At 61.4% G+C, this 22311-nt stretch carries 18 protein-coding genes; 7 read left to right on the top strand and 11 right to left on the bottom strand.

Going from position 1 to position 22311, the window contains the following annotated elements:
• The first annotated feature begins 2 nt into the window (after positions 1 to 2).
• Complete coding sequence (gene serB, locus FGL65_RS04535) at positions 3 to 1217, top strand: phosphoserine phosphatase SerB (protein WP_147819869.1); 1215 nt, start codon at positions 3 to 5, stop codon at positions 1215 to 1217.
• Here the strand turns inward: serB and FGL65_RS04530 are convergent, their stop codons facing one another.
• Together FGL65_RS04530 and FGL65_RS04525 are read right to left on the bottom strand one after the other, a co-directional pair.
• On the bottom strand, positions 1218 to 2327 hold the full coding sequence (locus FGL65_RS04530; RefSeq protein ID WP_187170537.1) for an MBL fold metallo-hydrolase: 1110 nt from the start codon (positions 2325 to 2327) through the stop codon (positions 1218 to 1220). It abuts the gene before it with no gap.
• 117 nt (positions 2328 to 2444) lie between these two features.
• On the bottom strand, positions 2445 to 3017 hold the full coding sequence (locus FGL65_RS04525; RefSeq protein WP_187170536.1) for a TetR/AcrR family transcriptional regulator: 573 nt from the start codon (positions 3015 to 3017) through the stop codon (positions 2445 to 2447).
• Positions 3018 to 3242: 225 nt separating this feature from the next.
• Between FGL65_RS04525 and FGL65_RS04520 the strand changes: the two genes are divergently transcribed.
• Positions 3243 to 3680: an RT0821/Lpp0805 family surface protein gene (locus tag FGL65_RS04520; protein WP_147819866.1), complete on the top strand. Its 438-nt coding sequence runs from the start codon at positions 3243 to 3245 to the stop codon at positions 3678 to 3680.
• Between the two features lie 130 nt (positions 3681 to 3810).
• Here FGL65_RS04520 and FGL65_RS04515 read toward each other — a convergent pair whose 3' ends face one another.
• The 4 genes from FGL65_RS04515 to FGL65_RS04505 all read right to left on the bottom strand — a co-directional run bounded on the left by FGL65_RS04515 (position 3811) and on the right by FGL65_RS04505 (position 8404).
• On the bottom strand, positions 3811 to 5757 hold the full coding sequence (locus FGL65_RS04515; RefSeq protein WP_147819865.1) for a sensor histidine kinase: 1947 nt from the start codon (positions 5755 to 5757) through the stop codon (positions 3811 to 3813).
• A gap of 199 nt (positions 5758 to 5956) precedes the next feature.
• On the bottom strand, positions 5957 to 7813 hold the full coding sequence (locus FGL65_RS04510) for a carbamoyltransferase family protein (protein WP_147819864.1): 1857 nt from the start codon (positions 7811 to 7813) through the stop codon (positions 5957 to 5959).
• Positions 7814 to 7822: 9 nt separating this feature from the next.
• Positions 7823 to 7972, bottom strand: coding sequence for a DUF5989 family protein (locus FGL65_RS18170; protein ID WP_187170535.1), 150 nt, complete (start codon positions 7970 to 7972; stop codon positions 7823 to 7825).
• Positions 7973 to 7987: 15 nt separating this feature from the next.
• The gene (locus FGL65_RS04505; RefSeq protein ID WP_147819863.1) at positions 7988 to 8404 is read right to left on the bottom strand and encodes an SxtJ family membrane protein; all 417 of its coding nucleotides are present in this window, start codon (positions 8402 to 8404) and stop codon (positions 7988 to 7990) included.
• Positions 8405 to 8517: 113 nt separating this feature from the next.
• Here FGL65_RS04505 and FGL65_RS04500 point away from each other — a divergent pair, with 113 nt between their 5' ends.
• Complete coding sequence (locus FGL65_RS04500) at positions 8518 to 9981, top strand: HoxN/HupN/NixA family nickel/cobalt transporter (RefSeq protein ID WP_147819862.1); 1464 nt, start codon at positions 8518 to 8520, stop codon at positions 9979 to 9981.
• A 241-nt stretch (positions 9982 to 10222) separates the two neighbouring features.
• Positions 10223 to 12799: a beta-N-acetylhexosaminidase gene (locus FGL65_RS04495; protein ID WP_187170534.1), complete on the top strand. Its 2577-nt coding sequence runs from the start codon at positions 10223 to 10225 to the stop codon at positions 12797 to 12799.
• 74 nt (positions 12800 to 12873) lie between these two features.
• Here FGL65_RS04495 and FGL65_RS04490 read toward each other — a convergent pair whose 3' ends face one another.
• Positions 12874 to 13965 carry a lytic transglycosylase domain-containing protein gene (locus FGL65_RS04490; RefSeq protein WP_147819860.1) on the bottom strand — a complete coding sequence of 364 codons (1092 nt, stop codon included), beginning with the start codon at positions 13963 to 13965 and terminating at the stop codon, positions 12874 to 12876.
• A gap of 46 nt (positions 13966 to 14011) precedes the next feature.
• Positions 14012 to 15202 carry a PhoH family protein gene (locus FGL65_RS04485; protein ID WP_147819859.1) on the bottom strand — a complete coding sequence of 397 codons (1191 nt, stop codon included), beginning with the start codon at positions 15200 to 15202 and terminating at the stop codon, positions 14012 to 14014.
• A 264-nt stretch (positions 15203 to 15466) separates the two neighbouring features.
• Between FGL65_RS04485 and FGL65_RS04480 the strand changes: the two genes are divergently transcribed.
• Positions 15467 to 15862 carry a type II toxin-antitoxin system HicB family antitoxin gene (locus FGL65_RS04480; protein ID WP_147819858.1) on the top strand — a complete coding sequence of 132 codons (396 nt, stop codon included), beginning with the start codon at positions 15467 to 15469 and terminating at the stop codon, positions 15860 to 15862.
• A gap of 5 nt (positions 15863 to 15867) precedes the next feature.
• Positions 15868 to 16257 (top strand): tautomerase family protein, encoded by a 390-nt coding sequence (locus tag FGL65_RS04475; protein ID WP_147819857.1) that lies wholly within the window; start codon positions 15868 to 15870, stop codon positions 16255 to 16257.
• Positions 16258 to 16290: 33 nt separating this feature from the next.
• On the opposite strand, the gene FGL65_RS04470 is transcribed toward FGL65_RS04475, so the two are convergent.
• The gene (locus FGL65_RS04470) at positions 16291 to 17037 is read right to left on the bottom strand and encodes a metallophosphoesterase family protein (protein ID WP_250645571.1); all 747 of its coding nucleotides are present in this window, start codon (positions 17035 to 17037) and stop codon (positions 16291 to 16293) included.
• Between the two features lie 110 nt (positions 17038 to 17147).
• Here FGL65_RS04470 and FGL65_RS04465 point away from each other — a divergent pair, with 110 nt between their 5' ends.
• Positions 17148 to 18968 carry a sensor histidine kinase gene (locus FGL65_RS04465; RefSeq protein ID WP_147819856.1) on the top strand — a complete coding sequence of 607 codons (1821 nt, stop codon included), beginning with the start codon at positions 17148 to 17150 and terminating at the stop codon, positions 18966 to 18968.
• 16 nt (positions 18969 to 18984) lie between these two features.
• Here the strand turns inward: FGL65_RS04465 and metE are convergent, their stop codons facing one another.
• Positions 18985 to 21258, bottom strand: a complete 2274-nt coding sequence (gene metE / locus FGL65_RS04460; RefSeq protein ID WP_147819855.1) for a 5-methyltetrahydropteroyltriglutamate--homocysteine S-methyltransferase — start codon at positions 21256 to 21258, stop codon at positions 18985 to 18987.
• Positions 21259 to 21311: 53 nt separating this feature from the next.
• A complete protein-coding gene (locus FGL65_RS04455) occupies positions 21312 to 22181 on the bottom strand; it encodes a methylenetetrahydrofolate reductase (protein WP_147819854.1) in 870 nt (289 codons plus the stop codon).
• Positions 22182 to 22311: the final 130 nt, after the last annotated feature.

The raw sequence follows: 22311 nt of genomic DNA, 5'->3' as shown, positions 1-22311 counted from the left end.
CCATGCCCAACGAACAGTTGATTCTCATACACGTCACCGGACAGGACCGCCCCGGCCTGACCGCCACCCTGGCCGAGGTTCTCGCGGACTTCGGCGTGGACATCCTGGACATCGGCCAGTCGGTCATCCACGACTTCCTGACATTGGGAATCCTGGTGCGCCTGCCCGCCGACTCCAAGCCAGTGCTCAAGGACATGCTCTTCAAGGCCCACGAACTGGGCGTCTCCATGAAGCTGCATCCCCTGGAAAAGGAAAAATACGAGAGCTGGGTCGGGGCCGCCAACCGCCCGAGGCACATCGTGACCCTGCTGGCCCGGCACATCACCTCCGCGCAGGTGGCGCGCGTCTCGACCATCATGCGCGACAACGGCCTGAACATCGACACCATCCACAGGCTTTCCGGCCGCATGCCGCTGGACAGCGACCGTTCCCTTTCACGCGCCTGCGTGGAATTCACGGTCCGCGGCACCCCCCGGGACATGGCCGCGCTCCGGGCGCAGCTCCTGGACCTTTCTGCGGCGCTGGGCGTGGACATCGCCTTCCAGGAAGACAACATCTTCCGCCGCAACCGCAGGCTGGTGGCCTTTGACATGGACTCCACCCTGATCCAGGCCGAGGTCATAGACGAACTGGCCAAGGAGGCCGGGGTGGGCGACAAGGTGGCGGCCATCACCGAGGAAGCCATGCGCGGCGAACTGGACTTCAGCCAGAGCCTGACAAAGCGTCTGGCCCTGCTGGAAGGGCTGGACGAATCCGTGTTGGAAAAGGTCTATGACCGGCTGCCGCTCACCGAGGGGGCCGAGCGCCTCATCCGGGTGCTCAAATCCGTGGGCTATACCGTGGCCATCCTTTCGGGCGGGTTCACCTACTTCGGCAACCGGCTCAAGGAACGCCTGGGCCTCGACTACGTCTACGCCAACCAGCTGGAGATCGTGAACGGCAAGCTTACGGGCAGGGCCGAGGGATACATCGTGGACGCCAACAAAAAGGCCGAACTGCTCAAGCACATTGCGGACAAGGAAGGCATCAGCCTGCAGCAGTGCATCGCCGTGGGCGACGGGGCCAACGATCTGCCCATGCTCAACCTTGCGGGGCTGGGCATCGCCTTCCACGCCAAGCCCAAGGTCAAGCAGGGGGCCCGCCAGTCCATCTCCACCCTGGGGCTGGACTCCATCCTCTACCTCATCGGCGTACGCGACCGCGAAACCGTGCACTAACTAGCGGATCTCCATCCGAAGTTCCGGGGCGCTGGTCTCCGCCGTCTCGAACCGCCCGGGTGACAACTCCACCACCCGACCAGACACCGTGGCAAGGACAGGAACATCCGTCTGCCGCGCCCTGTCCATGACCCGCCGTATGGGTTCGTCCCAATCGTGCAGGGCCAGGTTGAAGGTCCCCCAGTGAATGGGCAGCATAACCTTTCCCCCCACGTCCAGGTGGGCCTGGACGCTCTGCTCGGGCTGCATGTGGGCATAGGGCCAGTATTCGCTGTAGGCCCCGGACTCCATCAGGGTCAGGTCGAAGGGGCCATACTTTTCGCCGATCTCCCTGAAATGGGATGAATACCCGGAATCCCCGCTGAAGTAGACCCGTTCCTCTTTCCCGAGAATAGACCAGGAGCACCACAGGGTGGTGTTGCGGCCAAAGATCCCCCTGCCGGAAAAATGGTGGGACGGCGTGCAGGCCAGGGTCAGTCCCGACGGATGTTGCGCCTCCTCCCACCAGTCCAGTTCCACGATCTTGTTTTTGGGTACGCCCCATTCGGCGAGATACGCACCGACTCCGAGAGGGACATAAAAACATCCCACCCTGGGGTGGAGAGTTTCAATGGCGGCCCTGTCCAGGTGATCGTAATGATCGTGGGAAATGACCACCACGTCGATGGAAGGGAGACGGTCGGGCTCAATGGCCAGACGATCGTGGAACCGGCTCGGCCCGGCAAAGGAGAACGGGGACACCCGCTTGCTGAACACCGGATCCGTGAGCACGGTGACCCCTTCCACATTGAGGAGCACCGTGGAATGCCCAAGCCAGGCCACCTTGAGCGAGGATCCCTCGGCCATGGCAAGCGGGTTCAGCGGCTCGACAACGGGCGGCGTCCGGGGAAAGCGCTCCCCTTCACCGAACAGGTAGTTGAAAATCATGGAGGGATAGGAAACAACGACGTCGGCGGAAAGGCCCGTGGGGTTTCGGAACTTGCCGTCCGCGTAATTGCTGGAACTTTGCATGCGTCTCATCTGTTCTCCGGTAAAGTTGGGCCGGGCCGCGCAGGCCACCACAAGGCAGCCCAATACAACAACGGCCAGCGCGAATACAATCCTTTTCATGGCTCTTCCTCGCCGTACGAGCATCCTTCCGGCTCGAATTCGTTTTCCACTCTTCTCAAGACAGCCTTACAAAAAATCGAACGAATGTTCATTCGGTTTGTTGTAAAAAAATGTACGTTATTGTTTTCGGATGGCCTGCCAGCAGGCTTCCTCGGTCTGGGCGGCGAGCTCCTCGGAAAGCTCCGCGCCGAACCAGGTGCACAGATGGGACAGGCTGTCCACCGGGCCGAACAGGGCAGCCATGATGACCACCGGGCTTCTGTCCTCCAGGACACCCTCGTCAATGCCCCGCCGCAGGAACGCATTGAAGGGCTCGTTCATGGCGCTCAGGGCCTCTATGGTCTCCCGCTCGATATACGGCGAGTTCTTGTACTGCTCGGCAAAGCGCATTTCCACAGGGTGGGTCAGCCGAAAATCCAGATAGTTGCGCCAGACCAGGCGGATCCCCCGCTCCACGGGCATGGCCGGGTCAAAGCCCTCGGCAATGCGGCCCATGATGAAGAGCTTCACTTCCCTGTAGAGCTCGTTGATGAGCGCTTCCTTGCCGGAAAAGTGATGATAGATGGTGCCCACGGCCACGCCGGACTCCCGAGCCACCTGCGACATGGGGGTGTTGTGGAACCCGTGCTCGGAAATGAGCCTGAGCGCTGAGCGCAGCACCAGGTCGCGCTTGGAGGCGCTTCCTTCCATGAAGCCGGGCGAATTCCTGCGGGATGACCGAATGCTCATTCGGCCTGTCTAGGAAATTCCCATCCGCCTGTCAACGGACCTGTTCGCCCTTTGCGCGCACCTGCGCAAAAAGGTTTCTCAACCGCAGTCATTCGCCTCACTCAAAACACATCTATTTTAATTATTACAAGAAGATAACTTTTTTGGCACGCAGGTTGCCTTAGGAAGGGCATGAGGAAAACAGCCATGAAACATTTCATCCTGCTCGCGGCGCTTGCCCTGCTGGCGACCGGGTGCGCCAACAAGGCCCAGTCCGGGGCCGGGCTGGGCGCGCTCACCGGGGCCACCATCGGCGCGCTGGCCAGCAAGAACAAAATTTCGGGCGCTGCCATCGGCGCGGGCATCGGCATGGCCGCCGGGTACATTGTCGGCAATGAAATGGACAAGACAGACCGGCAGCAGGTTTCCAACACCCTGGAAAACACCCCGTCCGGCCAGGTGACGCAATGGCGCAACCCGGACACGGGCGTGAACTACCAGGCCCGTCCCAGGCCAGCCAGGGAGCATGACGGACGCGTCTACCGCGAGGTGGAGCTTCTGGCGGAAATGCCCAACGGCAAGAAGGAAACCGTTTACGCCGACGCCTATCGCGGGCCCGACGGGCGCTGGCACCTCGTGCAGTAAATCTCATCCACCCCAACCCGCCGCACAGCGGCAAAAAACCTCCTCCCTGTCCCGGCTCCTCTCCACCGGGGCAGCAGACAGACCACGGGGACCTGCCATTGTGGCGGGTCCCCGAACCTTTTGCGAAGAACTAGTCGTTTTCGATAGACAGGGTGAAGATGAAGGAACTGCCCTTGCCGAGCTCGGACTGGACCCAGATGCGCCCGCCATAGTGCTCGATGATCTCGCGGCAGATGGTCAGGCCCAAGCCCGTTCCCTGGGGCTTGTCCTTAATGGTGTTGATGCTGGACTGGTGGAACTTCTCGAAGATGGTCAAGCGGTCTTCCGGGGCAATGCCGACGCCCGTGTCCACGACCTCCACACGGATGTAGCCGTTGTCGCGGTGGGCCTTGACCGTGACGCTGCCCTCCTCGGTGAACTTGGCCGAGTTGTTGAGCAGGTTCATGAGCACCTGCTGCAAACGGTCCGGATCGGCCACGACCGAGGGCATGCCGTCCTCCACCTCGTGAAGCAGCTCCACCTGTACCTTCTGGGCAAACAATCCCTTGACCGACTGAAGCGACTTTTCCACGATATCGCTGACCCGGACAACCTCGTCCCGCCAGCCCATGCGGCCGGATTCGATCTTGTTCAGGTCGAGCACGTCGTTGATGAGCCGGGTCAGGCGTTCGCCCTCCTCGGTTATGATGGACAGGTTCTCCTGGATGCGCTTGCCGCGCTTTTCCAGCAGGGAATCGCCGGTAGCCTTGGGCAGGAAGGAGCGCACGAAGTCCTTGGTCAGCAGCTTGGCGAAACCGAGGATCGATGTGAGCGGCGTCCGGAGTTCATGGGAAACCGAGGACAGGAACGCGGACTTCATTTCGTCCAGTTCGCGCAAGCGCTTGTTGGCCTGTTCCAGCTCGTGGGCCTTGCGCACCAGATCCTCGGTGCGGGCGCGGACCAGCTGTTCCAGGTGACGGTTCAAGTCGGCCAGATCCTGCTCGGCCTTCTTGCGTTCGGTGATGTCCTCGAGGATACCCTCGATGGAATGGAACACGCCACTGTCGTCATACACGGCGCGGGCGTTGAGGGAGCCCCAAAACTTGCGGCCGTCCTTGCGCTTGTATTCCGTCTCCAGGCGCAGGACCTTGCCGCCCTGCTGGATATCCTCCAGGAAGGCCCGGGACTGCTCCGGATCCACGAACATCTTGCTGCGCATGGTGCGCACGTCCTTCACGAACTCGTCCACGGTCTCGTACCCGAAGAACCGGGCCAGGGCGGGGTTGGCGTTGGTCAGGTCGCCCTCGGGGGTCATCTGGAAAATGCCTTCCACCGCGTTCTCGAAAATTCCGCGATATTTTTCCTCAGCCTCCTGCAGGGTGCGGTTCATGGCCTGGAGCTTGCGCTCGCGGGCCTCGATCTCGGCGCTCATTATCCGGAAACGGCGGGCGATGTCCAAAAGTTCCGCGTGATGGATCTCTCCGAAATCGTAGGAGAAGTCGCCTTTTGCAACCCGGGCGATGCCGTGCTGTAGAATGGAGAGCGGCTTACCCAGGAACACGCGTAGCAGAATACCGGTCACGGCCAGAATGACCACCACGGAAACCATGATGAGCATGACCGAGACGAGCATTTGCCCTTCCAGGCGTTCCTTTTCGCCGCGCAGGGTGAAATCGATTTCGGCCCGGCCGATGTTGCGGCCTTCAAAGACGATCTTGCGCACCCGCTTCACATCGGGCTTGGAGCCGATGAATTTTTCGTGGGCGTAAATGACTTCGTTGCGGGAGCCATAGATGCGGAAGCCTTGGACCATGTCGTTCTGGGCGTAGACCGAGCCGATGAGGCGGGCGTTTTCGTAATCCAGATTCCAGATGGGCACGGCCAGGATCTCGGCCACGCGCTCCACGGTCTCGTCCGCCTTGGCCCGGGCCGAGGCCATCATGTCCTCGGACTGACGCCAGTAGGTATAGGCGGACATGGCCGTGGCCACCATGACCACGATAACCACCAGGCTCGCGGTCAGGTCGCGTGAGAGAGAGCGCCCTCTGGCAGGGAAAAAAGGCCTTCTCGTGCCTTTCTCTTGCGGATCATCGCTCATTGTGGCCTCAATTGATTTGCAAATTCCATTGCCCAGTTAAGACAACCTAGCAACGCTTGAAGGTTTGTGCAATGAGTCCGGTACTTTTATAAAAGACTTGCCGTATTCGATATGCACAAACAAAAACGTCCGCACTGCCCAATATTAGGACAAGTGTGGACGTCTCACAATCGAGTTCGCCAAATAATCACGCCGGGAATCAGTCCAGATCGAAAGACTCCCGCCAGTCTCCCTGCTCGCTCCAGTCGGACTGGTCCGCCTTCGCGAACAGACAGTCCCCCAGCACCAGGTAGTCCATTTCCGTGCGCATAAAACAGGTAAAGGCGTCCTCCGGCGTGCAAACAATGGGCTCTCCGCGAACATTGAAGCTTGTATTGACAACAAGTCCGCACCCCTGTTCGCTTCGAAACGTATCGATAAGTTGCCAGTATCGCGGATTGGTGCGTTTGCTCACGCTCTGGATCCGCGCGGAGAAATCCACATGGGTGACGGCCGGTATATCCGAACGCTGCACATACAGCCGCTCGTACATGGGCATGGATCCGTAGTTCTCCGGGAGCGGGTTGCAGCGCTTTCCCTCCACCGGGGCCACGATGAGCATATACGGCGAAGGACGGTCCAGTTCGAAATAGGAGGGGATTTCCTCCTCGATCACCGAGGGGGCGAAAGGACGGAACCCTTCGCGGTACTTGATCTTGAGGTTGAGCTTCTTCTGCATCTCGGGATGACGGGGATCGCCGAGAATGGAACGGTTGCCCAGGGCGCGCGGGCCATACTCCATGCGCCCCTGGAACCAGCCGACCACGTTGCCTTTCGCCAACAGGCCGCCCACCTCGGAGCACAAGGCGGCAAAATCATCGAACTTCCTGAACCGCGCGGAATGCTTGCGGGCCATCCTTTCAATGGAGACCGGCCCGAACTCCGGGCCGAGATAGGCGCCGCACATGGCGTCATGCGGCTCGGGAGTCCGTTCGCGACCGCGCCAGATATGCCAGCCAGCCAAGGCAGCGCCGAGCGCGCCACCGGCGTCCCCGGCAGCGGGCTGGATCCAGACATCCTTGAATATTCCCTTGCGCAGCAGCTTGCCGTTGGCCACGCAGTTGAGGGCCACCCCGCCGGCCATGACCAAGTTTTCGCATCCGGTCAGTTCGCGGGCGGTCTCGGCCAGCCGGAGCACAATATTTTCGGTCACCTGCTGAATGGCCAGGGCCAGGTCCATGTATTCCTGGCCGATCTCGGTCTCGGGCCGCCGGGCCGGGATGCCGAACAGGGCCTCCCATTTCTCGTTGCAGCACATGGTCAGGCCCGTGGCGTAATTGAAATAGTCCATGTTCAGCAGCAGGGACCCGTCCTCGCGGACATCGATAAGCTGCTCATAAATGCATGCCTTCCACTCGGCAATGCGCGGGGATTCCGAATTGCCGTAGGGAGCAAGGCCCATGAGCTTGTATTCCCCGGAATTAACCCGGAAGCCGCAAAAGGAGGTGAAGGCCGAATACAGCAGCCCCAGGGAATGGGGAAAATGCAGCTCACGCAGAATGGAAATGTCCTTGCCCGCCCCCTTGCCGATGGTGGTGGTCGCCCACTCTCCCACGCCGTCCACGGTCAGGATGGCGGCATCTTCAAACGGGGAGGGATAAAAGGCGCTGGCCGCGTGGGAAAGGTGATGTTCGGGGAAAAGCAGCTGCGGCTTTCCCTGGCCAAGACGCGCCAGTTCCTCCCGGAGCATCTTGCGCATGAACAGCTTTTCCTTGACCCACACCGGGATGGCGGACAGAAAGCTTTTCAGGCCACGGGGAGCAAAACCGTTGTAGGTTTCCAGGAGCCGCTCGAACTTGAGGTACGGCTTGTCGTAAAAGGCCACTGCCGCCAGATCCTCCAGGGTGTATCCCCCCTCTTCGAGGACATACTTGGCGGCGTGATGGGGGAATCCCGCATCATGCTTCTTGCGGGTAAACCGTTCCTCCTGCGCGGCCGCGACAATGCGGCCGTCCACCAGCAGCACCGCTGCCGAATCGTGGTAAAACGCGGAGATGCCCAAGATAGCTTCCGGCATGCCTTCCCCCTAAAATACCGTATAGATGAAGGGGGCGATGGCCGAGCCGCCGGTGAGCACGATCAGCGCGCCAAAAAGCAGCAGCACCAGGATGACCGGCAACAGCCAGAACTTTTTGCGCACCTTGAGGAATCCCCACAGGTCTTTCAGAAAATCCATATTATCTCCTGGCCGTTAAAAGGGCCGTTCTATTTCTTCGGAAGTGAATGCGTGGTCGCGAACCACGAAAACGCTCGAGGCTCCCTTTTTCCATTGGCTCAAGGCCATGGGATCGTGACCAAAAACCCGACGCACCAGCGCCAGGGGAGTGACCAGCCCGAAGAAGACCACCCCCAGCACCAGCTTGGACATGACCGTGCCGAGCACATGGGACAACCCCAGCCAGACCTTGGCCACGGGAGTGAATATCACCGGCCAGACCATGTTGACCACCAGCACGGCCACGGCGGCGACGGTCCAGCGGGCGTCGCGGGTAGCGAACCAGGCAATCAGGCAGATCAGCACCATGGCCATGCCCGTATCCACGGCCTCGCGGCGGCTGATCGAGGCGGGGATGAAACCATCCCGATTTTGTTTTCCTGCGTCTATCATGGAAACCTGTGTCCTCTTATTGATTAAACGTTGTCTTAATGCCAAAGACCCCTCGGAAACACAAGCCTGTCCCTCTTGCCCGCCCGCAAAGATACGGGTACACACTGCCCATCATGCACCGCACACTGAACAAGACGCTCCTTACGGCCCTTTTCCTGCTGCTGGGTCTTGCCACCATGGCCCAGGCCCATCCCCACGTATTCGTGGACGCATCCCCGACCATGGTCATCAACGAGCATGGCCTGGCCGGCATCCGCGAGCACTGGCTGTTCGACGACATGTTTACCAGCGCCATCCTGAGCGACATCGGCGTGGACCCGACAACCGTCAACACCGAATCCGGCCAGTCCATCATCCGGGACGGCGCCTTCGCCTACCTCAAAAATTTCGACTACTTCACGGCGGTCCACCTGGACGGGAAACCCGTGCCCATCCCGGAGGCCACGGACTTCGCGGCCTCCATCACCGAAGACAACCGGCTGGTCTACGACTTCTTCCTGCCCCTGGATATCCCGGTGAGCGGCGCTGAAAAGCTGCGCATCGTCCTCTACGACAAGGAATACTACACGGACATCCTGCTCAAGGAAGACGAGATCTCCTTCGAGGTGGACGGCCAAATCTCCGTGAGCCACACCATCGGCCCGGCCAAGGACCTGGCCTATTGGGGCGGCTACGTCATCCCCCAGGGCATCAACCTGAACCTGAGCCCGACGGGAACGGCGGAGCCTGCGCCGCCGCCCGTCGCCGTCAAGCCCGCGCCCAAAGAGGATGCCGGCCTGAACCTGCGCCAGACGGTCATGAAATACGTGACGGCCCAGCAAAAGGCCCTCAAGAAACAGATGACGGCCCTGGGCAACGACATCCGGGAAAAACCGCTGGGCCCGGCCTTCTGGATGTTCCTGCTGCTCTCCTTTTTCTACGGCGGGGTGCACGCCATCGGACCGGGGCACGGCAAGACCGTGGTCTGTTCCTATTTCCTGGCCCGCCCCGGTTCCCTGTGGCTCGGCGCGGTCATGGGCAACGCCATCACCTTTGTGCACGTGGGTTCGGCTGTGCTGGTGGTCACCGGGGCCTACCTGCTGCTGGGCCAGGGCATGGGGGGATTCCACCAGGCCGACCGCTACATCCAGCCAGCCAGCTATGCCCTGCTGACCCTGGTGGGGCTCGGGCTGGCCGTGAAGATCGCCCTGGACCTGCGCAAGGGCGGCCTGCTGCGGGGCCCGGCATGTCCCGTCGACACAAGGGACATGGCCCGTGCGGGGGACACCCGGAGCGTACTGCTGGTCTCCTTTGTCACCGGCATCGTGCCCTGCCCGGGCGCGGCCGTGATCCTGGCGTTCGCCATAGGGCTGAACATCCTGGGAGCGGGCATCGCGGCCATGCTGGCCCTGGCCCTGGGCATGGGTCTGACCACCACCCTGTTCGCCTGGACCGCGGTGAGCGCCCGCGGCCTGGCCCTGAGCCTATCCAGCCGCAACAGAACCTTCTTCAACTGGCTCTACGCAGCCGTCTCCGTGTGCGGGGCCCTGACCATCGCCCTGTTCGGCGCGGCCATGCTGACGGGAAGCCTTTCCTGATCCCCACGAATCGGTTTGCTGTCCAGCGGACCGATTCACAGTTTTCACCGCATTTTCCCAACCATTCCCCCCTCCGAAGTATCTATTATTATATATATTAATTTGTTCACCGAATTTAAATAAATTTATTGATACTAAGCCACGGATAGAACATTCAGCCAAAAGTGGAGAATTGTTTAGCGGCAATGGAGGCGCCGCTCTGGCACACCCCTTCAACACAGGAGAGGAACTGATGAATGCCATGATTCGATTATCTGGCTATGTTTTGATCTGCCTGCTCGTGAACGCGCTTACCGCCCCTCTGGCCAGCGCCATCACCCAGCAGGAAATGAACGACTTTGCGGCTTCGGCGACAATCAAACAGAAGGTCATTTCCAACTTCGGGGCGAACAGTACCGCCACCATCAAATTCATCTTGGAGAACAAGAGTTCCGTACCGCTGGTACCCGGTGCGGGAAATTGGGAGATCTGGTTCCATTATGCGCGGAAGTACGAGCCCCAGATCTATGACGGCATGTCCCTGGAGCACGTCAACGGGGACCTGCATGTGATCCGCCCCACGTTCGGATTCCCGGGTCTGGCCCCGGGACAGAAGATGGAGCTGTTCTATTCGCACCCCTGGGACTCCGCCAGCACCAGCCTGTTCATGCCCAGGATGTTCATCACGGCCAAGAACCTCAAGCCCGCCGTCTTCGCCAACACGGACGTCAATGACGAAAAGGCCTTCGTCCTGCCCATGATGCGCGAGGACCAGTACAAGCGCTATCCGCACGACGTGATCAGCCGCAATACCGATGGCGTGAACATCTGGCGCTACGAACGCAACGCCGAGGTCACGGCCTCGGGCCTGACCCCGGAAAACGCCATGCGCCGGATCGTCCCCACCCCCAGAAGCGTGAAGTATGAAGACGGCACCGTGACGTTCGGCAGGAATATCCCGGTCACCTTCCCGGCCTCCCTGGAAAAGCAGGCCGAAATGCTCCGCAAGGGACTGGCCAAGGTATTCGGCGAAGCCATCACCCTCAGGAAAGTGGACACCCTCCCCAGAAACGAACCGGGCATCCGTCTGGAACGCTCCGGCAAAAACGAGGCCGAGGGATACACGCTGGTCATCAGCAACGAAGGAGTGGCCATTGCGGGCAACGACGAGGCAGGCATCTTCTACGGGATCATGTCCCTGCTCAATCTGCTTCCCGCCAAGGCCGGATCCCTCCAGCTCCCGCAGATGCAGGTCGAGGACGCCCCGCGCTACGCATGGCGCGGCATGATGGTGGACGTGGCCCGCAACTTCCGCACCAAGGAGGAAATCCTCAAGACCCTGGACGCCATGGCCGTTTACAAGCTGAACCGGCTGCACCTGCACCTCACGGACGACGAAGGCTGGCGCCTTGAAATCAAGGGCCTGCCCGAACTCACCGAAGTCGCGGGCAAGCGCTGCTTCGATCTCGACGAGGAAGACTGCCTGCTGACCCAGCTCGGCGCCGGCCCCTATGGGGACAACACCGGCAGCGGTTACTACACCACCGAGGACTACATCGAGATCGTCCGCTACGCCAATGAACGCTTCATCACCGTGCTCCCCGAGTACGATGGCCCGGGCCATGCCCGCGCGGCCATCAAGGCCATGGAGGCCCGGTACAAGAAGTACGCGGCCCAGGGCAACCTGGAGGAAGCCAACAAGTACAGGCTCGCCGACCCGGACGACAAGTCCGAGTACAACTCCGCCCAGAACTACAACGACAACGCCATCAATGTCTGCCGACCTTCCGCGTATCGCTTCATGGCCAAGGTCATCGACGAAGTGAAGTACATGCACGAAATGGCCGGGCAGCCGCTGAAGATCTTCCACGCGGGCGGCGACGAAGTGGCCGGCGGCGCATGGGAAGGCTCTCCCATCTGCAAGCAGCTCATAGACACTCCCAACAACGGGGTAGACAGCGTCAAGGATCTGAAGAAGTACTACCTCAAAAACGTTGCCCACATCGCCTGGACGCGCAACCTGGACATCGCGAACTGGGCGGACGGCATGATGTACGACAACATGACCCCCTTCGAACGCAGCGAGTTCCCGGTGGAAAACATGTATGCCCACGCATGGAACAACGTCTGGGAATGGGGCGCAGCGGACAAGGCCTACTTCATGGCCAACGCCGGGTACAAGGTCGTCATCGACCATGCCACCCACACCTACTTCGACCATCCCTACGAACCCACGCCGACCGAACGCGGCTACTACTGGGCTCCCCGCTACACCGACACCCGCAAGACCTTCGGCTACATGCCGGACAACTTCTATGCCTCCGCGGACTATACGCGCCCGGGCGAACCCATCGAAGACCTGGAAGCGCTGATGGGCAGGCCGTTCGAAAAGCTGCACAAGCCTGAGAACATCATGGGCATGCAGGGCCATCTCTGGGGTGAAACCGTAAGGACGGGAGAACAATACAGCAAGCTCGTGTTCCCGCGCATGGTTGCACTGGCCGAACGGGTCTGGCACCGCTCGGACTGGGAAGGCGACGCCCCCGACCTGGATGGAAAGAAAGCCGAATGGGCCGACTTTGCCTCCGTGCTGGCGGTCAAGGAGCTTCCCCGCCTGAACGCCATGGGCCTCAAGCCCAGGGTCCCGGCCCCCGGCGCAGTGGTCAAGGGGTCCAAGCTCCACGCCAACGTGGCATTCCCCAATCTGACGATCCAGTACTCCAAGGACAAGAAGACCTGGCGGACGTACCAGGATCCCATTGAGTTCACCGGCCTGACCTACATGCGAAGTGTTACCGGCAACGGTATTGCCTCCAAGGTCATTGCCATCAAGAAGTAACCGGTCCATCCAAAAACAAAAACGGCCGTCCCCCAGGGACGGCCGTTCCTTTTCAACCGTTCCGGTTTTCCTCTCTATTCCCGGATGATAAGCGTCTGGCCGGGATGGATGGTGCTGTTTTTCCGCAGCTTGTTGCGGCGCAGCAATTCGCTCAGGGAAATGCGGTACCGCTGGGCAATGCGCAGCAGGGTATCGCCCTTCTGCACCTTATGCACCACGCCATGGCTCTTGGCCCGGTATTCGGCAATGAGCGGCTTGTATCTTTCCGCAAAGTCCTCGGCCGCGCCCTTTGGCAGGAAGATGAGATGCGTGCCCAGGGGCAGTGTATCCCGCAGGATCTGGGGATTGAGGTCGCGAATATTCTTGTAGGTGGTGCCGGCGGCCTTGGCCACGAGCATGACTGGAGTGTACCGGCGACAGCGGAGCCGGATGCGGTCATACTGCACGGGCTGGTAATAGTCGCCGGGCACCAGCCGGAACCCAAACCTCTCCGGGTCGGACATGATCATCTTGGCCACGATGGCCCGGACCACGTACCGCTGGGTTTCCTCGGGCAGGTGCAGCAGGTAGTACTTGTCGGTCTCCTGCTGCTTGATGGCCTTCTTAAGTCCGGCCTCGCCCATGTTGTAGGCGGCGGCCGAAAGGGTCCAGGCCCCGAACATGCCGTGCAGGTCCTTCAGATAGTTGACGGCCGCCTTGGTGGCGAAGACGAAGTTGCGCCGCTCGTCGATATAGCGGTCCACCCGCAGACCGTACTTTCGCCCGGTGGAGGAAATGAACTGCCAGATGCCGCGCGCCCCCGCATGGGACCCCACGGTGGGGCGCAGGGCGCTTTCGATGACCGGCAGGAACTTGAGGTCGTCGGGCATGCCGTTGAGCCGCAGCATGCGCTCGATATGCGGGAAATAGCGGCCCGTGCGCTTCATCCACAGGATCATCTGGGCCCGGTCCCACTGGATGAGCAAAATCTCCCTTTCTATGCGTTCGCGCACCTCGGGGTTGTCCAGGGGCACGGGCTCGCCGCAAAAATCCAGAGGCCCGGCGACACGGACCACGGATTCCAGCGAAGGAAATTGGGCGGGGACAAATTCATCGGCGCTGCAGACGCCTGCGAAAAAAAGCAAAAGAAGAACAACCGGCAGGGCCAGACGCGGCAACCTGAGCATACGGGGAATATCCTTTCTGTTCCGGCAGCCGCGCCGGGCGCCGGGCTTAAAGTTTCGACTTGAGCACCATGTCCGTGATGGGCCCGCGTGAGCGGTCGCCCTTGAGGACCATGTGCGCATAATTCCTGTACCCCCGAAGCTTCTTCACGGTCCAGTTCAGACCGTTGTTGGATTCGTTGAGGTACGGGTTGTCCACCTGGCGGGTATCGCCCAGGCAGAAGCATTTGACGTTTTCGCCCATGCGGGTGAGCAGGGCGCGGGTCTCGCTGCGGGAAAGGTTCTGCATCTCGTCCACGATGACCACCGCGTTCTCGATGTTCATGCCCCGGATAAAGGCCACAGGCTGGATCTCGAACTTCTTGGGGTTGAGCTTGAGGTTGTCGGCCGCCGGGTCCACGTAGATGCGGTTGGCCGGGCGGGAATCGTGGAGCTTGATGAGCAGATCCTGCACGTACTTGATGTACGGCAGCATTTTTTCCTCAATGTCGCCGGGGAGATACCCCATCTTTGCCCCGATTTCCACCACGGGTTTCACCAGGTAGATCTTGCGGTAGCTGTTGTCCTTGCGCTCCAGCACCAGGTACAGGGCCGCGGCCAGGGCCAGGAAGGTCTTGCCGTACCCGGCCTCGGACTGGATGGACATGAGGTCGATGTCCGCGTTGAGCATCAACTCCAGCGCCAGGTTCTGGTAGATGCTGCGGGGCTTCACGCCCCAGACCTCGTGCTGGTACGAAATGGCCTTGGGGCCGTCCTGGCCGTGAAAGATGGGCACCCCGTTTTCCCACTGGAAGCAGTTTGCCTGGGGCTCCTCCCCTTCCTCCACGAAACCGGTGAACATCTGGCTTTCGGACCGGAACGGGTCCGAATCCCGGTATTCCTCGCAGGGAATTCCGTAGACCTTGGCCTTGATCTGCAGGATGCGGTCGTTGGTGACCAGAATGGCATCCTCGGGAGCCATGTGCATGATCTCCTTGAGGATCCGGTCGTCCATCCATTCGTCGTCCAGGGTGATGGCGAAGTCGGGCGGAAAGACGTTGACCTGGTCGTCCTGGAGGATGGCCCGAACCGCCTGGGAGACGACATGTCCGATTCTCGAATCTTTCTTGAGCTTGTCGAGCTCAGAAAGGACCGTATACGGTATGTGAATGATGTTTTCCTGCCCGTTGCGGAGGGCAGCGATGCTTTTGGGGTTTTCCAGCAGGACGTTGGTGTCGAGGACAAAATTCTTCTGGGCCATTAATCCCCCGTCCAAGATATGTGTGGTTTTTTAGTTGGTTACGGACAAACAGGACTCTTTCACGAGTGGTGCTCGTCAGGCTCCATTCAAAACCTCCTTTTGGGTGTATGAAAATACTGTGATGGGTTTTCGTGAAAAAGTCTAGAGGAGAATTACGACAAGGCAGCGGGGAAATACATGACGGAAGTGTGACGAATTGCGCATAAAGTTTGCGCTTCCATGACGCTGGCGGTATAGCCCAGACAACAATAAGGAGATCACACCATGAAATATATCGCCCTGCTCGAAGAAGAGAAAAAAGGCTACGGCGTCAGCTTTCCGGACTTCCCGGCATGCGTGACCTTCGGAACGGACGAGGACGAGGCCGTGGACATGGCCCATGAATCCCTGTCCATGTTCGTGGAACTGCTCCGGGAAAACGGGCAGTCCCTGCCCGAGCCCAGCACGCCTTCGGCTGTCAGGGCCCTGGCTGCGGGCCGCAAGCTGGTTACCGTGGAAATTTCCGAGGAAGGCGGGGACTTCGAGGAAATCGAGGTGACCATGCACCGCTTCCTGCTGGAGCGCATCGTCAAGTACTCGGACCGCTACGGGGTTTCCCCGGCCGATTTCCTGGCCGTGGCAGCCCGCGAGGCCATGCGCAACGACGTTTTCAAGGAATGATCCTCATGCCCGTCGTGACCATCACCACCCGCACCGGCCGCAGCCCCGAAGAAAAGAAGGCGCTCATGGACGCGGTGCACCAGTCCCTGCGCGACGCCTTCAGGATCCCCGAGGGGGACCGCAGCCAGCGGCTGCTGGAGCTCTCCCCCGAGGAATTCGACATCCACAGCGGCCGCACCGGCAGGTTCGTGCTGGTGGAGATAGACGCCTTTGCCGGACGCAGCGCCGATGCAAAACGCGCCCTGTACAAGTCCCTGGGCGACCGGCTGGAGGCCCTGGGCATGCCGCGCACCGACTGCATGGTCCTGATCAGAGAACACCCCATGGAGAACTGGGGCATTCGCGGCGGACAGGCCGCCTGCGACGTGGACCTCGGCTTCAAGGTCGACGTATAGAAAACAAAAGGCGGTGAAAAAACACCGCCTTTTTCAATTCGAGCCCAGTCGCTTCCCATACACGGCGGGAAATCCCCTGTCCTTGATCCGCAGCACCGTCTTTTCGATGTCATAGGGCACGAAGCGCACCACCAGACGGCGGGTGTGCGGCTCGTAGATGACGTACTTGGCGTTGGGGTTGCCGTCGCGCGGCTGCCCCACGGCCCCCACGTTGATGATGTGCCGGGTCTCGCCGGAAAGGACCGCCGTCCCCTCCAAGGCGTGGCGCTCCGCCTCCCCGCCGTCCCACTCGTAATGCCACAATTCGTGGGTATGGCCCACAAAGCAGACCGGTTCGTCAAAGGAGGCGAAAACCTCCTCCATCCTGCCGTGGCACTTGTAGATGTACATGCGCACGTCAGAGGGCGGGCAGCCGTGCACAAAGCGGCAGCCACAGCGCTCCAGGCTCTTGGGCCGGGAGGTGAGCCAGCGCAGGGAGTCGTCCGAAAGCAGGGCGCGGGTCTTGAGAAGCATGTCCCGGGCCTGGGGATTGAACCAGGAAAGGAAATAGTCGCCGAGCAGCCCCTGCTCGTGGTTGCCCAGCACCATATCGATGCCGCGCTCGCGCACCAGCCGGGCGCACTGCTCGGGATCGGGCCCGTATCCGATGGTGTCCCCCAGGCAGACCACGTCGTCCACGTTCTGGCCGTCCATGTCCGCCAACACGCTTTTCAGGGCCTCGTAATTGCCGTGGGCATCGGAAAAAACGGCTATCCGCCGTGCGCAATCACTCATGATCATGACCGTATACACTCCCGGACGCCGGGGCAACAATCCCTTGTGCAAAACATTGCGAATAGGAATCATGTTTGCTAGGTAAATGCCCTTGCGGGAGCAGAGAAAGGTTGAGCATGTCGAAACGCACCATATTGACCACCCTGTTCGGGCTGCTCGGATTGGCTGCCCTTTACGCGGTAAGCCGCTATAATTTCCTGCTGTTCCATTCCCTTGCGGAAACCATCAGCATCGCCGTTGCCTGGGCCGTCTTCGTTGTGGCCTGGAACTCCCGCCGCGTGGTTGAAAACAACTACGTGCTGCTCATCGGCATCGGCTTCCTTTTCTCCGGACTCCTGGACTTCCTGCATACCCTGGCCTACCCGGGCATGGGCGTCTTTCCCTGGCACGGTCCCAATCTGGGCACATGCCTGTGGCTGGCGGCCCGTCTGGTGCAGACCGGCGCCCTGATCCTGGCCCCCCTGTTCGTTCGCCGGGATTTCAACGCCTACGCGGCCTTTTCCGGCTTCGCCCTGGTCACCGGCGTGCTGCTGGGGGCCATCTTCGCGGGCGCCTTCCCGCTCTGCTACACGGAAGGCTCCGGCCTGACGCCCTTCAAGCTCTACACCGAGTACGTGATCTGCCTGGGCATGGCCGCAGCCTCGTTCAAGCTCTGGCGCGAAAAGAAGTTCTTCAGCAGACCGGTCTTTTCCATGCTCATGGGCTACATCCTCTTTTCCGTGCTCCAGGAACTGACCTTCACCCTGTTCACCGAGCTGCAGAGCTCCTACGCCCTGGTGGGGCACCTGCTCAAGATCGTGGCCGTGTACTGCCTGTACAAGGCCATGGTGGTCACCAGCATCACCACGCCCCAGGAGCTGCTCTACTGGCGGCTCAAGAAAAGCGAGGAAGAGCTGCGCGCCAGCCGGGAACGGTTCAAGACCGTGGCCGACTTCACCTACGACTGGGAATTCTGGCTGGATGAGAACGGAGAGTGCGTCTGGGTCTCGCCCTCGGCCAAGCGGATCACCGGCTATGCCGCCGAGGAGTTCTACGAGGACCCCGAACTGTTCCAGAGAATCGTCCACCCCAGCGACAAGGACGCCTTCACGGCCTGCAACTCCAGCCACCAGGGCCAGGAGCCGCCGCGCAACACCGAATTTCGCATCATCCGCAAGGACGGGCACATCCGCTGGATCGGGCACGTGTGCCAGCCGGTCTACGATTTCGAGGGCAACTGGCGCGGCAGACGCGGCAGCAACCGGGACGTCACGGAAATCAAGAAGGCCGAAGCCCTGAAGCAGGACGTGGAACGCATTGCCCGCCACGACCTCAAGTCGCCCATCAGCGGCCTGGTGGGCGCTGCGGCTGCCCTCAAGGGCATGGACAACCTCACGGACCAGCAGCGCCTGCTCCTGGAAAAGATGGAACAGGCCTCACAGCAGGCCCTGAACATGGTGGACCTGTCCCTTACCCTGCTCAAGATCGAGGAAAACAAATACGAAATCCACCCCGAGCCCCTGAATGTAGCCAGCATGGTGGAAAAGGCCAGCCTGGACATTTCCAACATCCTGAACGCCAAGAAGATCAGGACGGTTCTCGACTGCGCCAGGGAAGACGGGGCGTCCATCCTGGGCGAGGAACTGCTGACCCGCTCCATGCTGGGCAACCTGCTCAAGAACGCTGCCGAGGCCTGCCCGGAAAACGGGACCGTGGCCATAAGGGTGAACGGAAGCAACGGCGCCTGCTCCATCGCCATAGAGAACCAGGGCGAGGTGCCGCTCGCCGTGCGCGGCAAGTTTTTCGAAAAGTACGCCACCCACGGCAAGCGCACAGGCATGGGCCTGGGCACCTATTCGGCCCGCTTGCTGGCCGAGGTGCAAAAGGGAACCGTGGCCCTCGACACATCCGTTGCCGGGAAGACCACGGTCACCATTTCCATGCCTTCGGCCCGCTAGGCCGCAGACCCTTACTCTATTTCAATTCTCCACGAACCGTCCTGGCGGCCGCCACCAGGTTGGCCAGGGACTCCATGGTCTCGGGCCAGGCCCGGGTCTTGAGGCCGCAATCCGGGTTGACCCAGAGTCGCTCGGCGGGCACCACGCGGATGGCGCGGCGGATGAGCTCGGCCATTTCCTCCGTGGAGGGCACACGCGGGCTGTGGATGTCGTAGACGCCCGGCCCCACCTCGTTGGGGTAGTCGAAGCGGCCGAAGGCCTCCAGCAGCTCCATGTTGCTGCGGCTGGCCTCGATGCTGATGACGTCCGCGTCCATGGCCGCGATCCACTCGATGATGTCGTTGAACTCGGCATAGCACATGTGGGTATGGATCTGGGTCTCGTCCCGCACCGGGGAGGCCGAGAGCCGGAAGCACTCCACGCCCCAGTTCAGATACGCGTTCCAGTCCTTGCGGCGCAGGGGCAACCCCTCGCGCAGGGCGGGCTCGTCTATCTGGATGATGGACACGCCGTCGGCCTCCAGGTCGGCGACCTCGTCGCGCACGGCCAGGGCTATCTGGCGGCAGGTCTCCTCGCACGGCTGGTCGTCGCGCACGAAGCTCCACTGCAGGATGGTCACCGGCCCGGTGAGCATGCCCTTGACCGGTCTGTCGGTCAGGGAGCGGGCATAGCGGATCCACTCCACGGTCATGGGCTCGGGCCGGGAGACGTCGCCGAAGATCACCGGCGGCTTGACGCAGCGGCTGCCATAGCTCTGCACCCAGCCGTTGGCCGTGAAGCAGTAGCCGTCCAGCTGCTGCCCGAAATATTCCACCATATCGTTGCGCTCGGCCTCGCCATGCACCAGCACGTCCAGGCCGAGCTCCTCCTGGCGCCGCACGGAATCCTCAATGAACCCGTGCATGGCCTCGGTGTATTCCCGCGCGCCGATCTCGCCGCGCTTGTGCTCCAGCCGGGTCCTGCGGATTTCCGGTGTCTGGGGGAAGGAGCCGATGGTGGTGGTGGGCAGCAGGGGCAGGCCGAGATGCTCGCGCTGCACCCAGGCGCGCTGCGCATAGGGACTTTCCCGGCGGCCCATGGCCTCGGTGACGTCGTCCACGCGCTGCCGGACCAGCGGATCATGGATGAGCGCACTGGACCGGCGGTCCCGCCAGGCCCGGCGGTTCTGCTTGAGAGGCTCCACGGCATTGAGCCCCTGGGCGGACATGCTCAACACATGCAGCTCCGTGCACTTCTGGGCGGCAAAGGCCATCCAGTTCCTGATGCGGCCGTCCAGTCCGGTTTCCCGGTCCAGGTCCAGGGGCGAATGCAGCAGGGAGCAGGACGGCGCGACCATGACCCGGTCGGCTCCCCGCTTTTCCACGGCCTTGCCGATGCGCTCCAGGGCGCGGTCCATGTCCACCTTCCAGACGTTGCGGCCATCCACCACGCCCAGGGAGAGATGCACGGTTTCGGGCAGGTCCAGGAAGGCCTCCAGCTGCTCGGGCGCGCGCACCAGGTCGAGGTGCAGCCCGGCCACAGGCAGTTCGCGGATGGTTTCCGCGTGATGATCCACACCGCCGAAATAGGTTGCCAGCAACAGTCCGGCAGGGGCCGCGGCCTGGCTCAGGCGTTCATACACCGGCCGGAACCGGCGCAGGATTTCCGGGTCGAGATCCTGGGCCAGGACGGGCTCGTCCAGCTGGATCCACCGGCACTGCTGTCCGAGCAGGGCCAGAATCTCCTCATACACGGCCACCACCGCGTCCAGGTGTTCCCACTTGTCGAACCCGGTGCTCACGGACTTACCCAGGCCGATGAAGGTGAACGGGCCGGGCAGCACGGGCTTGGCCTTGAATCCCGCATCCAGGGCCTCGCGCACCTCGTCGAACACCTTGGTGGACGATACATAGAACTTCTGGCCGCGATGAAATTCGGGGACAATGTAATGATAGTTGGTGTCGAACCACTTGGTCATTTCCATGGCCGTGACGCCGCCATGCCCTGCGTCGCCGCGCGCCATGCGGAAATAGGTGGGCAGGTCCACATAGCGGCCGCTCCAGCCGTAACGCTCGGGCACGGCCCCCAGCAGCACGGCCATGTCCAGCATGTGGTCGTACAGGGAAAAATCGCCCACCGGCACCAGGTCCACGCCCCGTCGGCGCTGCATGTCCCAGTGCCGCAGCCGCAGTTCGCGCCCGGTTTCGGCCAGTGCGGCCTCGGATATCTCGCCCTTCCAGAACGACTCGGTGGCCCGTTTCAGCTCCCGGTCGATTCCGATCCTCGGAAAACCCAGATTGTGTGTCAGCATTGTTTTCTCCTCGTGACTGTTATGGTTCATTGCATGGGTTGGGTCATAAAAACTCAGGGCAGCAGTCCGGCCCGCTCCACCACGTCCAGGCACAGGCCCGCGCGATTGAAGGGATAGAGATGCACGCCCGGCGCGCCCTGATCCACCAGAGAGCGCACCTGGGCCGCGGCGTAATCCGCCCCGACCTCGCGCACGGCCGCGTCCCCGCCTCGTGCGTCGGCCTCCTCCAGGGCGGCCAGGAGCTTGCCGGGGATGGGCGTGCTGCAGATCTTCATGAGCCTGCGCACCTGGCCCAGACTGCGGATGGGCAGCACGCTGGGAATGACCAGCCTGGAACACCCCTTGCGGGCAAGGCGCTCCACCAGGTCGAAGTACTTGCGGTTGTCGAAGAAGAGCTGGGTCACGGCAAAGGACGCGCCCGACTCGAACTTGCGCAGCAGAGAGTCGATGTCGCTCTCGATGGAGGGCGATTCCGGGTGCGCGTCCGGATAGGCCGCCACGCCCACGTTCAGGCCCGTGTCCAGTTCGCGGATGCGCCGCACCAGGTCCGAAGCGTACTGAAGCCCCTCGGGCGCGCTCTCCTGCCCTTCCGGGAAATCGCCGCGCACGGCCAGCACGTTGCGAAATCCGCACTCGCGAATCTCGGCCACCAGGGACTCGACCGACTCCACGCTGTTGCGCACGCAGGTCACGTGCGGCATGACCGTAATCCCGTATTGCTCGGCCAGGTCGCGGGCGGTCTGCAGGGTGGTGGTGGCCCCGCCGCCCCCTGCGCCGCAGGTCACGGCCGCAAACAGGGGTTTGAGCCGCATGAGCCGCTCCACGGTCTCGCAAAAGGCCGGCACGGCCTCCGTTGTTCTCGGCGGAAAAAATTCCAGGGAAATAAAAGGATTGTCTCCTCTGATCTGTTCGGGGATGCCCATTTCGATTCCTCTCGTTTTCTTAAATCAATATATCTTGATATTCTTATATCTGGATGTATGAATATTGTCGGGCAAAAAAAAAGTCAAGCCTGTTTTCGAAAACAGGCTTGAACTTTCTTTTCCATAGCGC

It is taken from the genome of Salidesulfovibrio onnuriiensis, from assembly GCF_008001235.1.
Lineage (GTDB): Bacteria > Desulfobacterota > Desulfovibrionia > Desulfovibrionales > Desulfovibrionaceae > Pseudodesulfovibrio > Pseudodesulfovibrio onnuriiensis.
Note: the sequence above shows the minus strand (reverse complement) of the source record. Positions and strands in the feature narration are given on the sequence as shown.